Below are 14,639 nucleotides of genomic sequence, written 5' to 3'. Positions count from 1 at the left end.
CCAATTAATTGTCATTGCTAAAGTAAAAGGGACCAGTAAATTGCACGAAAAAGGGACCAGAGAATTTGGTGTAACCTAATAAGGTTATAATGTGCAATATTCACTAGATAATTAATTAAAATAAATATCTAGTGATACAATGATAAGAATAAATATGTACACAACAATTATCACCCTTTATAAGCAAGGCAATAGTCAAAGAAATATTGCCAAACTAACGAGAATAGACCGTAAAACAGTAAGAAAAATAGTAAACCGTTATGTAGAGTCTGGTACAGAATCTCCTGCACCCTATGAACGATCTTCAGCACTGGATTCTTGGCACGAACAAATAATTGAGTTATTAGAAAAGAATCTAAGTTACATAAGAATTTTTGAAGAGTTAAAAATTCAAGGTTATACAAAAAGTTATGGTTCGCTAACCCGTTATATCAAAAAATATAAGATACAAAATAACAGTTGCATTCGTTTTCATACTTTAGCAGGAGAGGAAGCACAAGTAGATTTTGGTGACATAGGCTTACAGTATAATTCTAAGGGGCGTAGAGTTAAAGCATATGTATTTAATATGCGTTTAAGTTATAGTCGCCTTGATTATTATGAAGTAGTGTTTGATCAAAGTTGTCAAACATGGATACAATGTCATATCAATGCATTTAATTATTTTGCTGGCAGTCCAAAAGTAATAAAACTTGATAATCTTAAAGCTGGAGTGGTAGATAGCAATTTCTATGAGCCCGTATATCAGAAGGAATACAAACGTTTAGCTGATCATTATGGAATTTTACTTTCTCCTTGTCGTGTATATCAACCTCAAGAAAAAGGCAAAGTAGAATCAGGAATAAAGTATGTCAAAAATAATTTTTTTGCTGGACGTAAATTTCATAGATATGAAGAATTAACACATGATCTTGCTAACTGGTTAAATAAAGCAAATAACCGAATACATGGTACTACTAAAAAAATTCCTCAGGAACTATTTGAGCAAGAAGAAAGTAATAATTTAATGCCTTTACCATTAGAAACGTTTGATTTGTCATCGTGGCATAATCGAAAAGTAGCAAAAGATTGTCATATCACCATAGATAATAATTATTATTCCGTACCGGCAAAATATATATACAGTGAGGTACTGGTACAATTATCACCAAAACTTGTTCAAATATTTTCTATCCAAAATGATTTAATAGCAAGGCACGTTAGAACAGATGGCAAAGGAATATTTACCACTAATCCGTCTCATTATGCCAAATATAAACGTCTATGCCCAGGTTTTATAGAATATAGTGAACATTATCAACAACAAATGCAGCAGATAGGAAATAATTGCAGTTTATTATTAGAGTTATTACAACAAACACGAGTAAATGATTGGCAACGTTGTGCTAGAGGTATTATTTCTTTACGTAAGGTTTACAATGATGAGTTAATAGATAAAGCTTGTCATAGAGCATTACATTACGGTATAAGTTCTTACTCTAAAATTAAAAATATCTTAAATAGTAATGCAGTAAACTTACCATTGCCAGAGTTTGGAGGTCAGAATGCAGAACTTGCTTAATGACCTACGTAGTTTTAGATTATCAGGTATAGTCAATAGCTTAAATGAAAGGATTATTTATGCTCAAAATAATAAACTAGGATTTAAAGAATTTCTCTCACTATTATGTGAAGATGAAAAATCTCACCGTAAGGATAATAATTACCGTCGTCGTAAAAGTGCTGCTAAATTACCAGTCACTAAAAATTTAGAAGACTTTGATTTTCAGTTCCAACCAAGTATTGATGCCAAAGTAATAAGTGATTTATCTACTTGTGATTATATTAATACTAAGGGCAATGTCATATTCATAGGTAATTCTGGAACTGGCAAAACTCATCTTGCTATTGGATTAGCATTAAAAGCTTTAACACGAGAATACTCTGTATATTTTACTACGGTATCGGATATGCTTTATAATTTACATATTGCAAGAGCAGATAATAGCTATCACAAAAAAGTTAAATTACTCTTATCATTTGACTTATTAATTCTTGATGAGTTAGGTTTTAAGCAATTACCAAAACATTCAGTAGATGATTTTTTTAATATTATTGCTAAACGATATGAAAATAAATCTACCATTATTACCACAAACAAGGATTTTGAAAGATGGAATGAAATATTTGCTGATGAGTTATTAACTCATGCAATTATTGATCGAGTAGTACATCATGCACATATACTAAACATCACAGGTAAAAGTTATCGTATTAATAACTATAAATTTGGAGGTCATTTGACATAAAAATTTTTACATATAGTGGTCCCTTTTTCGTGCAATTTACTGGTCCCTTTTTATTTGACAATGACATTATGTAGGAAATTTTAAGGGTATAGGTAAGGTTTATTCTCAGGTATTTATTGATAGCTATAGCAGAGTAGCTGATGCTAAACTATATACTGATAAAACAGCTTTAACTGCTGCTGATATGCTTAATGACCGCGTGTTACCATGGTATGAAACTCAAGGCATACCAATACTTCGTATTCTGACAGATCGCGGGTCAGAATATAAGGGAAATATAGAGCATCATGCTTTTGAATTATTTCTAAGTATCGAAGGTATAGAACATACTATTACTAAAGCATATTCTCCTCAAACAAATTGTATGTGTGAACGTTTTAATAAAACTATGAAACAAGAATTCTTTGATACAGCTATGCGGAAAAAGATCTACACTGATCTTGATGATTTACAATTAGATCTTGATATTTGGTTAGAGCATTTCAATAATGAGCGACCACATTCAGGAAAATATTATTATGGTAAAACGCCTATGCAAACTTTTAAGGATAGTAAGAAATTAGCTATTGAAAAGAACAATGAAATCTTATATCTTGAATACTTATCTGACAGTCATAATTTATCAGATATTCAGATATAATTTTTATAGTGTCTGTAAGATCAAATCTTGACTTCTACATATTATCTTTACTATCTTCGGTAGCCATGCTGGAGGAAGATAATCTTTGTTTATATTCTTGTTCTTTTGCTAAAAAATTTTGTGCTTCTTTAGAAAGCTTGTCATATAGTTCACGTTTCTTTTTATTAATGTTAACTACTTCTATTCTATATTTTTGTATTTCTTCACGTATTTCTGGCTTAATAGTACCAGCATAGGAATAAAATTCATCTAGAATTTTTTGTGTTGTACTATCTGTTGTGGTATCTTTTTTTGAAGTATTAGGTATAGTATCATCTGCAAAGCTGTTTGAAGTTAACAATAATATTGCAGAAATAGTAATAATTATAGTTCTTATCATATAGACCTTATTAAAATTTTATCACATAAGTAGATCATGTTTAAATCTGATAGTCAATCAAAAGATATTTTTAAAATTTCATTTAATATTCAATATAAGGATATAAATATACTTGAAGAATTTTTTACAGAAAAAGTAAGTGCTACTTCTGTTTATGAAATAAAATCAAAAACTTTAGAATCACAATCTGAAGATATTTGGTGTTTTGAAATTTATTGTGATGATGAAATAAATCTGATTTCTTTAAAAAAAGAAGTGCAGGAATTAGCAAAATTAAACAATATAGAAATCATTAGTGACATAATTAGTAAAAAAATTGAAAATAAAGATTGGGTAGCACTTTATCAAAACCAATTAGCACCAATTCAAACAGGTAGTTTCTTTATTTGTACAACATTACATCAAGATAAATGCCCTAAAGATAAAATACTTATATTAATTGAAGCTTCTAGAGCTTTTGGCACTGGTACTCACGAGACTACATCAGGATGTATAGAGGCTTTAGAATATCTTAAAGCTATTAAGGCAGATAAAATTTTAGATATAGGTACTGGTAGTGGAATTCTTTCATTTATAGCTGAAAAATTATGGAATGAGGCAGATATTTTAGCTTGTGATATTGATAATGCATCAGTAGAGATTGCAAAAGAAAATGCTGGCTTTAATGATTCTTATGTACAATTCTATCAAAACACTTCTGAAAATATTTTATCAAATAGTTATTATAATACAAAACTTACGCTATGTTTGGTTCTAAATATCGTAAAGATGGAGAACGAAGCTGTTGTTGCATATAGTCATCTAAAAGCCCTAACTTTATTTGGTAGACCGTTTTACCTATTTTATTTGCAGTTCTTTTGAGAAAAGCCCAAACTAGAAATGCACAACTAATGTGATTACGTTGGATACGCTGTTTTCTGCATTGGCAACGTTCTATACCAGTCAGTTGCTTAATTTTTCTATGCATGCTCTCAATTACCCATCGCAAGCCAAACTCATCTTGTGCAGCTTTAGAAGATTTTTGAGTTTTGTTATTGGTAACAACATAATCAACTCTGTTGGTAGAAACAGTAAATGTTAAACAAATTAACATGCTTATTTTTGGCAAATCCTTTTATATGAATCTCCATTCCATTCTTAATTTCTTCATCTGAAAACGTCAACTTGCTAACAGCTTTATAAGGCTCGTAATCACACGTTTTACTAACATTTCTATTGGCTTTAATAGGGGCATAATAATATTTGCCCAAGGAGTCAACATGTTGCATAATTTTGTGTGTAGCATACCATGTGTCAAAAAGTACAGTTTGAAAAGGAATCTTTTTACTATAAACAGCATTATTGAACATCTTTAGTAGGTGATCTAGTTTCGTCGCTCCATCATGATCAGGTGAAAAAATGCGATAATCTATTACCCAAAACTTATCAATATCGGGGTTATAATATACAAGACTCACTACTCCTATACCGGTAGTAACTCCACCTGTAGCTCCACTATACTGCGATCTAGCAACCTCTATTTTCTTTGTGTTCCTTTTGTTTAACACCGTATCATCAAATATTGTATATCCGTTAGATGAAAAGATAACATCATTCTTAATGTGTTCCCATAACAAAGAAGGAGTATATTTTTCATTTTCTAAAAATCTATTAATAACATCATGGCTACATTTCTTGGCATGTTCAGCGTAGTAGGTTAAACTATAATTCTTTTGGCTAATTGTTAAAAATTGACAGTAATCTGTTCTATTAATTGGTATTGCTTGCAATCTGTTCCTCTTTGACATGTTTAATTATTCTTACAATAATTTATCACTCTTCCACTCATAGCGTAAGTTTTGAATAGTAAGTTTGATTTGGTCATAAGCTGTAATAGTTGAGATTTTATCTTACATTTAGTAAAATAAATTAATTAATGATACTCCTCGCAGCAGAGCTACGAGGTATCTATCCAAAAAGTTTTAACTGTTTTTGTTGAAATGCTTTATAAGAAGGTTTGCCTGAACCTTGATTTTTTACATAATTACGTAATTTCCGCTCATCACCATGTTTACCTACTGTGCTCATAAAATATCCTTTACTCCAAAACTCACTTCCCCATAATTTTTCTTTAAGATTTGGATATTTCTTAAACATTTCCTTAGATGTAATACTTTTTATGATTTGAGTTATTTTTGTTGGGCTATACATTAGTATTGACTGTAGTAAAAAATGTACATGATCTTTATCTACTCCTATTTCCAAAAATCTAATTTCATAACGAGCTTCTATGTCCTCACAAATTTTACATAAATAATCGTCTAGTTCCTCATTGAATATTACTCTTCTATACTTTGCCGGTGTTACTAAATGATATATTAGTACTGTGACATTATGACTTTTATGTATATAACTGCTTTCTTCCATGCATCTAGTATATCACGAAGCAGAGCTTCGGGGAATTAAACCCTAAGAGATTAATTTGTTGTGTTTGCGGCTTGCTTCTTTTGCTCAAGTAAACTTTTTACTCTTCTATTTAATTCTTCTCTTCTTTTTTTGTAACAAATCTTGTTTTTGGTCAAATAATTATTAAATGGAGATAAGAAATGAACTTAAATCAAAAAATAATAAAGCCAAAATTAGGATTACTAGAACTCGCTAAGAGTCTTGGTAGCATATCATCAGCATGTAAAGCGATGGGCTATAGCAGAGATAGTTATTACAGATTTAAAGAACTGTATGAAACTGGTGGTGAAGAAGCGTTGTATGAGATTAGCCGGAAGAAGCCAATAATAGCGAATAGAGTTGATCCAGCGATAGAGAAGGCAGTAATGGATATGGCAATAGAATATCCAGCATATGGACAGATTCGAGTATCAAATGAGCTTAAGAAGAGCGGTATACTTGTATCACCTGGAGGAGTGAGATCAATTTGGTTACGTAATGATTTAAACAATATCAATAAAAGGCTTAAAGCATTAGAAGCAAGGATGGCTCAGGATGGTATTGTACTTACTGAATCTCAGTTACAAGTACTAGAGAAACGACGTAGCGAAAAAGAAGCCCATGGCGAGATTGAGACACAGCATTCAGGTTATCTAGGATGCCAAGATACATATTATGTAGGAAATTTTAAGGGTATAGGTAAGGTTTATTCTCAGGTATTTATTGATAGCTATAGCAGAGTAGCTGATGCTAAACTATATACTGATAAAACAGCTTTAACTGCTGCTGATATGCTTAATGACCGCGTGTTACCATGGTATGAAACTCAAGGCATACCAATACTTCGTATTCTGACAGATCGCGGGTCAGAATATAAGGGAAATATAGAGCATCATGCTTTTGAATTATTTCTAAGTATCGAAGGTATAGAACATACTATTACTAAAGCATATTCTCCTCAAACAAATTGTATGTGTGAACGTTTTAATAAAACTATGAAACAAGAATTCTTTGATACAGCTATGCGGAAAAAGATCTACACTGATCTTGATGATTTACAATTAGATCTTGATATTTGGTTAGAGCATTTCAATAATGAGCGACCACATTCAGGAAAATATTATTATGGTAAAACGCCTATGCAAACTTTTAAGGATAGTAAGAAATTAGCTATTGAAAAGAACAATGAAATCTTATATCTTGAATACTTATCTGACAGTCATAATTTATCAGATATTCAGATATAATTTTTATAGTGTCTGTAAGATCAAATCTTGACTTCTACACTTTACCTTTAATTGAGTTATCTATTCAGATTAGCAACCTTATGAATAAAAATGGTTATTTAGTGTTATCTGGTTTTCTTGACAATCAAATAGAAGAGGTTAGAAACGCTTATGAAAAAATAGGTTTTGAGATTAAAAAAGTAATTCATAAAAATTCTTGGATAATATTGATTGCAGTCTATTATAAATAATCATCATGTTTGACTTTTCTAACATATTTTAGTATAATACCTATCTTTGAAACAAATAGAAAAATTTAATTTATGAGTACTACGAAAAGCGATAATTATATCTCGGAACTAAGAAAAGTAATTTGGCCTATTGAAAGGTATGAAAATAAAAAGTTCTTACCAATGGCATTTATGATGTTTTGTATTTTACTGAATTACTCAACACTTCGTTCAATTAAAGACGGTTTTGTAGTAACTGATATAGGGGCTGAAGCAATAAGCTTCTTAAAAACTTATATAGTACTTCCTTCGGCGGTAATTGCTATGATAATTTACGTTAAACTATGCGATATTTTAAAGCAAGAAAACGTATTTTACGTAATTACTTCTTTTTTCCTAGTATATTTTGCACTATTTGCATTTGTTCTTTACCCTAATCCTGATTTAGTTCATCCAAATCCTGATACTACAGAATCTTTAAGTTTAGCTTATCCTAATTTTAAATGGTTTATAAGAATAGTAGGGAAATGGAGTTTTGCATCTTTCTATACTATTGCTGAGCTTTGGGGAACATTAATGCTAAGCTTATTATTTTGGCAATTTGCTAACCAAATTACTAAAACTGATGAAGCTAAACGTTTTTATTCGATGTTTGGATTGCTTGCTAATTTAGCATTGCCTGTAACTTCCATTATTATAGGTTATTTCTTACATGAAAAAACCCAAATAGTAGCAGAGCATTTAAAGTTTACCCCATTATTTGTTATTATGATAATAAGCAGTTTGGCTGTAATACTTACGTATAGATGGATGAATAAAAATGTATTAACAGATCCTAAACTTTATGACCCTACTCTTGTAAAAGGGAAAAAGGCTAAAGCTAAGATGTCGTTAATAGAGAGCTTTAAGATGATCTTTACTTCTAAATATGTAGGTTATATTGCATTACTACTTATTGCTTATGGAGTTTCTGTAAATCTAGTTGAAGGTGTTTGGAAATCAAAGTTAAAAGAATTACACCCGACAAAAGAAGCTTATACTATGTATATGGGGCAGTTTCAAGCTTATCAAGGTTGGGTTGCTATAGCCTTTATGATTATAGGAAGTAATATTTTAAGGAAAGTATCTTGGTTAACTGCTGCGATGATTACGCCTTTAATGATGCTAATTACTGGTATTGCGTTTTTTGCGTTTATCTTTTTTGATAGTGTAATTGCTATGTATCTAACAGGTATTTTAGCATCAGGTCCTTTAGCACTTGCGGTTATGATCGGTACAATTCAAAATGTTTTAAGTAAAGGTGTGAAATATTCTTTATTTGATGCTACTAAAAATATGGCTTATATTCCACTTGATAAAGATTTACGAGTCAAGGGACAAGCTGCCGTTGAAGTTATTGGTGGAAGATTCGGTAAATCAGGCGGTGCTATTATTCAATCCACTTTCTTTATTTTATTTCCAGCATTAGGCTTTGTAGAAGCAACACCATTTTTTGCTTCTATATTCTTTGTGATAGTAATATTATGGGTCTACGCTGTTAAAGGGTTAAATAAAGAATATCAAGTTTTAGTGAATATCATTGAAAAATAGTATCAATATAAGAAATAGGTTTTTAGAGGCTTGTTTTCTTTGTAATTATAGGATTTATGATATGAGAAGTACAAAATCTGAAGTTAAAATTCCAAGAACACCATATGTTAAGAAATACAACAGTTGGCGAATAAGGGTTCTGTACTCTATCATTATAGGTTATGCAACTTTTTATTTTTGTCGTCAAAATTTTAATATAGCAACACCGGCTATTAGAGAATATTTTGATGTTACAAAAACTCAAATTGGTTGGATATTAACTGCTTCTTCCATAATGTATGGAGTTAGTAAATTTTGTAACGGATTTATCAGTGATAAAACTAATGCTCGGATATTTATGGTTCTGGGTCTTCTGTTCGTTGGTATTATCACTATTCTAATAGGCTTTTCAGATTCTTTATTCCTTATTGGTATTTTGTGGATAGCAAGTAATTGGTTTCAATCAATGGGTTGGCCTCCTGCTACAAAAATGTTGACTCATTGGTTTGCTTCTAAAGAGCTTGGAACTAAATGGGCAATGGGAACAACTTCTAACCAAATAGGTGGTGCTCTTGCTATGGTGAGCTGTGGTTACCTAATTGATAAGTTTGGTTGGAGATCTGCTTTTTTTGTACCTGGGGTGGTTGCTTGTGTAGTATCAATTTTTTTATATAATAGACTTCGCAATTCTCCAAAAGAAGTAGGTTTGTCTACAGTTGAAGAATATAAAAACTACCCTCCTGAATTAATAAGTGATTATGGTACATTGCCAACTACTGAATTACTTAAAATAGTATTTTGCAATAAGTTAATATGGTATGTTTGTTTAGCAAACATGTTTGTATATATAATACGTTTAGGAGTAATTTATTGGGCACCCACATTTTTAAAGGATTTACAAGGTATAAGTCTTTTAAATGCCGGTTTACAAATAGGTTTATATGAAATGATAAGTATTCCAGGAGCATTAATAGCGGGCTTTTTATCAGATAAATTATTTCAAGGAAGACGAGGTCCTGTAAGTACAATATGTATGCTAGCACTTAGTTTATTGCTAATCTTATTTTGGAAGCTTCCTATCCAAAGCGAGTTGCTAAGTATAATAATTCTTTCTCTTGTTGGTTTTTTTGTCTCAGGTCCACAACTACTTGTAGGTATTGCTGCGGCTGATTTTAGTACTCGCGGGGCTGTTGGTACAGCTAATGGATTATCAGGTTTGTTTGGTTATTTAGGAGCAGCAATTGCAGGAGTTGGTGTTGGATGGATAAGTGATAATTATGGATGGGACGGAGTATTTATATTTTTTAGTATTTCTGCTCTTTTAGGAAGTAGCTTATTCGCTTTAACATGGAATCGTTCGGCAAAGAAATAAATTTAATAATTATATAAATAGGTTAAAATGACAATACAATATACTTTCTCAATGATCAAGCCTGATGCTATTAAAAGGAATAAAATAGGGCAAATTAATACTTACTTAGAAAATGCTGGATTAAAAATAGTAGCTCAAAAAATGACAATTTTAACTAAATATGAAGCAGAATGTTTCTATGATGAACATAGAGCAAGACCATTTTTTGATAGTTTAGTTGAATATATTACTTCAGGTCCTGTAATACTGCAAGTTCTTAAAGGTATGGACGCTATAACTTTAAACCGTAAAGTTATGGGAGCAACTAATCCAGCAGAAGCTGAAGTTGAAACTATTAGAAAGGATATAGGTGAATCAATTGAAGCTAATAGTATTCATGGTTCTGATAGTGAAAATAGTGCAAAAAGAGAAATTAAGTTTTTCTTTAAAAAATCTGAAATTATAGAATAATTAATGCAAAAATATGACGTAATAGTGATAGGAGGTGGGCATGCTGGTGTCGAAGCTGCTGCCGCCTCCGCACGTCTTGGAGTTTCTACTCTATTAATTACGCCAAAACCAGAAAATTTGGGTGAAATGTCCTGTAATCCTGCAATTGGTGGAATTGCAAAAGGTACATTAGTTAAGGAAATTGATGCACTTGATGGATTAATGGGATATGTTATAGATCAAGCTGGTATACACTATAAAATGCTTAATGAAACTAGAGGACCAGCAGTTTGGGGACCTAGAGCACAAGTCGATAGAAAGCTTTATAAAAAAGCAATGTATCGAGTACTAACAAACTACCCAAATTTAGAAATACTATATGCAAAAGTAGAAGATATTGAGATTAAATCTTCAGAAATAAAAGCAGTTATCTTAAATAATGGTAGTAAAATACCGTGTCAAAAAATTATATTAACTACAGGTACATTTTTATCAGGGCTAATTCATATTGGATCAAAAAAAATCCCTGCTGGTAGAGTAGATGAAGAACCATCTTATGGGTTATCAAATACCTTAAAGAGAGTAGGTTTTAAACTTTCTCGATTAAAAACAGGAACACCTCCAAGAATTGATGGACGTACTATTGATTACAGTAAAGTAGAATCACAACCCGGAGATAAAGTACCTAGACCTTTTTCAGAATTAACTAATACTGTAAATGTTCCTCAAATAAATTGTTTTGTAACAAAAACTACTATAGAAACGCATGATATTATCCGAGCAAATCTTGATAAATCCGCAATGTATTCTGGTCAAATAGAAGGAAAAGGTCCACGTTATTGTCCTTCTATAGAAGACAAAATAGTTAGATTTAGTACAAAATCAGAGCATCGTATTTTTTTAGAGCCTGAAGGGTTAGATGACCATACAATTTATCCAAACGGAATTTCTACTTCTTTACCTGAAGAAGTACAACGTCAATTAATAAAAACTATCCCAGGCTTAGAGAATGTAATAATTTTACGTCCAGGTTATGCTATAGAATATGATTATGTTGATCCACGTGAAATAAATAGTACGCTAGAAACAAAAAAAATAACAGGTCTGTATTTTGCAGGTCAAATTAATGGTACTACAGGATATGAAGAAGCAGCAGGGCAAGGTATAATAGCAGGCATTAATGCTGCTCTAGCTGTAAAAAATCAACAGCCTTTTGTATTAACAAGAGCAAATAGTTATATTGGAGTAATGATAGATGATTTAACGTCGTTTGGAACTTTGGAGCCATATCGTATGTTTACTTCGCGTTCAGAATATAGATTATCTATAAGAGCAGATAATGCTGATTTACGTTTGACAGAGATGGGAATAAGTATTGGTGTTATATCTGAAAAGCGTAAAGAAATATTTACGATAAAATGTAAAAATATAGAAAGTACAAAATCATTATTAAATATTTTATCTTTAACTACTAGTAAACTCGCTAAAATTGGGATTCAAGTTGCACAGGATGGTGCACATAAAACAGTGTTAGATTTATTTAAAATACCTAATTTTGATGTTGAACAGGCTATTAAAGTTTTTCCTGTACTTAAAGATATAGATAATAATATTTTACAACTACTTTATATTGAAGCTAAATATGCTTCATATTTAGCCAGGCAATATGCAGACATTAATTTATTCCAAAGTGAAGAGGCTCATTTAGTTCCTAAAAATATTGACTATTTTAAAATACCAAGTATTTCATTAGAAATACAAGAAAAACTTTCTTATCATAAACCCATTACTATTGTTGCAGCACGACGAATTTCTGGTGTTACTCCTGCTGCAATTACTGCTATTATAATTTATCTGAAGACTAAATATAATGATAGAAGTTCCACATGAAGTAATTGAAAAATTACAAATTTTTCAGGAATTAGTACAAAAGTGGAGTAAATCTATTAACCTTATATCAGAAAATAGTACGCAAAATTTTTGGAAACGTCATATATTAGATTCCTTGCAATTAATACAGTATATTAACGATAAAGAAATACATTTAGTTGATATAGGAAGTGGAGCAGGTTTTCCAGGTATAATATTATCTATCGCTGGAGTAGCAAAGACAAGTTTAATAGAAGCTGATTTACGTAAATGCATCTTTTTAGAGAAAGCAGCAAAAATATCAAATAATAATATACAAATAATTAATCAAAGAATTGAAAAAACAGAAATAAGATGTAATATATTAACCTGTAGAGCTTTTTCTAATTTAAATACAATATTTGATTGCACAAAAAATATCTCGGTGCAAAATAAATTTTTGCTTCCAAAAGGAAAAAGCTATTTATCTGAAATAAAAGAAGCTAAAAAAAAATGGTTATTTAATTGTTTAATAAACCAAAGTATAACTTCAAAAGAAAGTAGAATTTTAGAAATTAGCGACTTAACAAAAATAATATGACTGTAAAAGTAATTTCTGTAGTTAATCAAAAAGGAGGGGTAGCTAAAACTACTACTACTGTAAATTTAGCTACTGCTCTTGCAGCTATGGATAAAAAAGTTTTGGTAATAGATCTTGACCCTCAGGGCAATAGTAGTACTGGTTTTGGTGTTAGTCAACAACAACGAAAAAATACTATATATCAAGCATTAACAAATATAATCAAATTAAAAGATACAATAATCTCTACTAATATTCCAAATTTAGAAATAATAACCTCAAATACTAATTTATCTGCTGCTGAACTAGATTTAATAGAATTAGAAGAACGAGAATATATTTTAATGAAGTTATTAGAAGAAATAAAATTATCATATGATTATATAATTATTGATTGTCCTCCTTCATTAAATTTACTAACAATAAATGCTTTAGTTGCAGGCGATGAGGTATTAATTCCAATGCAATGTGATTTTTATTCTTTAGAAGGGTTAAGCCACTTGCTAAGGACAGTTGAAATTGTAGAAAAAAGATTAAACCCTAAGATAAAGATTGCAGGCATATTATTTACAATGTATGATAGGCGTAACCGTTTAACTGAGCAAGTAGAAGAGGATGTAAGAAGTTGTTTAGGAGAATTAGTGTTCAAAACTGTAATTCCTAGAAACATTAAATTATCTGAAGCTCCTTCATATGGAAAACCTGCTATTATATATGATTATAAATGTGCAGGGGCAGTGGCGTATATGGAACTTACAAAAGAAATTTTGGGAAGATATAATGAAAAATAAAGGGTTAGGTAGAGGCTTGTCTTCATTATTAGGTGAAGAGGTTATATCTATAGAAAAAGAAAATTTAGAAATAGTACAAATCGTAAATATTGATAGAATAAAACCAAATGAAAATCAGCCTAGAAAGCATTTTGAATATGATAAAATAAAAGAATTATCGGATTCTATATTAAATAATGGTTTACTACAGCCTATTATTATTGATAATAGTTTTCAGATTATAGCAGGTGAAAGACGCTGGCGTGCATGTAAATTAGCAAAAATTTCTGAGATACCAGTAATTATAAAAAATTTAGATGCTAAAGAGAGTATGGAAATAGCATTAATTGAGAACATACAAAGATCGGATTTAACAGTCATGGAAGAAGCTCGAGGCTTTAAATATTTGGTGGAAAATTTTGGTTACACGGCAGAAAAGCTAGCAGAAAGACTTGGTAAAAGCCGTAGTCATATAGCTAATTTGTTGAGGCTCAATAATTTACCACAATCTATCCAAAAAAAATTAGATGAAGATACACTTAGTATGGGTCATGCTAGATGCTTAATAAATCATGAGCATGCAGAAGTAATAGCAAATCATGTTATAGATAATGATTTAAATGTACGTCAAACAGAGGAACTAGTAAGACAATGGTCTCAAAATGAATATACGAAGTATCCTGATAATAATAAGCTAGGAAAACGTCTTTTTAAACAAAGAACAGAAAATGACGACTTGCAGTCATTAGTAAAAGTTTTGTCAGAAAAATTTAATATAAAAGTGACAATAGAGAATTATTCTTTAGGAGGAAAGTTAATATTTCATTATAAAGATTTAAAAGAATTAGATAAAATTTTGTTAGAGTTAAGTTAATACAAGGAAA

General features: G+C 30.6%; 15 protein-coding genes and 2 pseudogenes. 13 read left to right on the top strand and 4 right to left on the bottom strand.

Features of this window, described 5'->3' with window-relative positions; all coding sequences use genetic code 11:
- The first annotated feature begins 154 nt into the window (after positions 1–154).
- From istA to ACOAL3_RS00760, 3 genes and pseudogenes are all read left to right on the top strand, one after another.
- Positions 155–1,561 (top strand): IS21 family transposase, encoded by a 1,407-nt coding sequence (gene istA, locus ACOAL3_RS00770; protein ID WP_419234561.1) that lies wholly within the window; start codon positions 155–157, stop codon positions 1,559–1,561.
- Complete coding sequence (istB, locus tag ACOAL3_RS00765) at positions 1,545–2,288, top strand: IS21-like element helper ATPase IstB (RefSeq protein ID WP_419234522.1); 744 nt, start codon at positions 1,545–1,547, stop codon at positions 2,286–2,288. The genes istA and istB overlap by 17 nt, the downstream gene beginning before the upstream one ends.
- A gap of 64 nt (positions 2,289–2,352) precedes the next feature.
- Positions 2,353–2,928 (top strand): annotated as a pseudogene (locus tag ACOAL3_RS00760) (integrase core domain-containing protein); the annotation flags it as partial.
- 34 nt (positions 2,929–2,962) lie between these two features.
- On the opposite strand, the gene ACOAL3_RS00755 reads toward ACOAL3_RS00760, so the two are convergent.
- Complete coding sequence (locus tag ACOAL3_RS00755) at positions 2,963–3,307, bottom strand: hypothetical protein (RefSeq protein ID WP_419235135.1); 345 nt, start codon at positions 3,305–3,307, stop codon at positions 2,963–2,965.
- A 36-nt stretch (positions 3,308–3,343) separates the two neighbouring features.
- Here ACOAL3_RS00755 and ACOAL3_RS00750 point away from each other — a divergent pair, with 36 nt between their 5' ends.
- On the top strand, positions 3,344–4,168 hold the full coding sequence (locus ACOAL3_RS00750; protein WP_419235134.1) for a 50S ribosomal protein L11 methyltransferase: 825 nt from the start codon (positions 3,344–3,346) through the stop codon (positions 4,166–4,168).
- A gap of 21 nt (positions 4,169–4,189) precedes the next feature.
- On the opposite strand, the pseudogene ACOAL3_RS00745 reads toward ACOAL3_RS00750, so the two are convergent.
- From ACOAL3_RS00745 to tnpA, 3 genes and pseudogenes are all read right to left on the bottom strand, one after another.
- A pseudogene (locus tag ACOAL3_RS00745) lies at positions 4,190–4,289 on the bottom strand (IS701 family transposase); the annotation flags it as partial.
- A 67-nt stretch (positions 4,290–4,356) separates the two neighbouring features.
- A complete protein-coding gene (locus ACOAL3_RS00740; RefSeq protein ID WP_419234737.1) occupies positions 4,357–5,094 on the bottom strand; it encodes a hypothetical protein in 738 nt (245 codons plus the stop codon).
- Positions 5,095–5,254: 160 nt separating this feature from the next.
- Entirely contained in the window at positions 5,255–5,713 is a 459-nt protein-coding gene (gene tnpA, locus ACOAL3_RS00735) for an IS200/IS605 family transposase (RefSeq protein WP_419235133.1), read from the bottom strand.
- Between the two features lie 179 nt (positions 5,714–5,892).
- On the opposite strand from tnpA, the gene ACOAL3_RS00730 reads away from it, so the two are divergent.
- The 9 genes from ACOAL3_RS00730 to ACOAL3_RS00690 all read left to right on the top strand — a co-directional run bounded on the left by ACOAL3_RS00730 (position 5,893) and on the right by ACOAL3_RS00690 (position 14,629).
- The gene (locus ACOAL3_RS00730) at positions 5,893–6,978 is read left to right on the top strand and encodes an IS481 family transposase (protein WP_419235132.1); all 1,086 of its coding nucleotides are present in this window, start codon (positions 5,893–5,895) and stop codon (positions 6,976–6,978) included.
- A gap of 80 nt (positions 6,979–7,058) precedes the next feature.
- Positions 7,059–7,208: a 50S ribosomal protein L11 methyltransferase gene (locus ACOAL3_RS00725; RefSeq protein ID WP_395476832.1), complete on the top strand. Its 150-nt coding sequence runs from the start codon at positions 7,059–7,061 to the stop codon at positions 7,206–7,208.
- 72 nt (positions 7,209–7,280) lie between these two features.
- The gene (tlc1, locus tag ACOAL3_RS00720; RefSeq protein WP_395476831.1) at positions 7,281–8,777 is read left to right on the top strand and encodes an ATP/ADP exchange transporter Tlc1; all 1,497 of its coding nucleotides are present in this window, start codon (positions 7,281–7,283) and stop codon (positions 8,775–8,777) included.
- Positions 8,778–8,838: 61 nt separating this feature from the next.
- The gene (locus ACOAL3_RS00715) at positions 8,839–10,128 is read left to right on the top strand and encodes an MFS transporter (RefSeq protein WP_395476830.1); all 1,290 of its coding nucleotides are present in this window, start codon (positions 8,839–8,841) and stop codon (positions 10,126–10,128) included.
- A gap of 27 nt (positions 10,129–10,155) precedes the next feature.
- A complete protein-coding gene (gene ndk, locus ACOAL3_RS00710; RefSeq protein WP_419235131.1) occupies positions 10,156–10,578 on the top strand; it encodes a nucleoside-diphosphate kinase in 423 nt (140 codons plus the stop codon).
- Between the two features lie 3 nt (positions 10,579–10,581).
- Entirely contained in the window at positions 10,582–12,447 is a 1,866-nt protein-coding gene (gene mnmG / locus ACOAL3_RS00705; RefSeq protein WP_419235130.1) for a tRNA uridine-5-carboxymethylaminomethyl(34) synthesis enzyme MnmG, read from the top strand.
- Positions 12,428–13,006 carry a 16S rRNA (guanine(527)-N(7))-methyltransferase RsmG gene (gene rsmG / locus ACOAL3_RS00700; RefSeq protein WP_419235129.1) on the top strand — a complete coding sequence of 193 codons (579 nt, stop codon included), beginning with the start codon at positions 12,428–12,430 and terminating at the stop codon, positions 13,004–13,006. The genes mnmG and rsmG overlap by 20 nt, the downstream gene beginning before the upstream one ends.
- A complete protein-coding gene (locus tag ACOAL3_RS00695) occupies positions 13,003–13,776 on the top strand; it encodes a ParA family protein (protein ID WP_419235128.1) in 774 nt (257 codons plus the stop codon). Before rsmG ends, ACOAL3_RS00695 begins: the two co-directional genes overlap by 4 nt.
- Positions 13,763–14,629, top strand: a complete 867-nt coding sequence (locus ACOAL3_RS00690) for a ParB/RepB/Spo0J family partition protein (RefSeq protein WP_419235664.1) — start codon at positions 13,763–13,765, stop codon at positions 14,627–14,629. Before ACOAL3_RS00695 ends, ACOAL3_RS00690 begins: the two co-directional genes overlap by 14 nt.
- Positions 14,630–14,639: the final 10 nt, after the last annotated feature.

The organism is Rickettsia endosymbiont of Nabis limbatus (assembly GCF_965196655.1).
In the GTDB taxonomy this organism is placed as follows: Bacteria; Pseudomonadota; Alphaproteobacteria; order Rickettsiales; family Rickettsiaceae; genus Rickettsia.
Note: the sequence above shows the minus strand (reverse complement) of the source record. Positions and strands in the feature narration are given on the sequence as shown.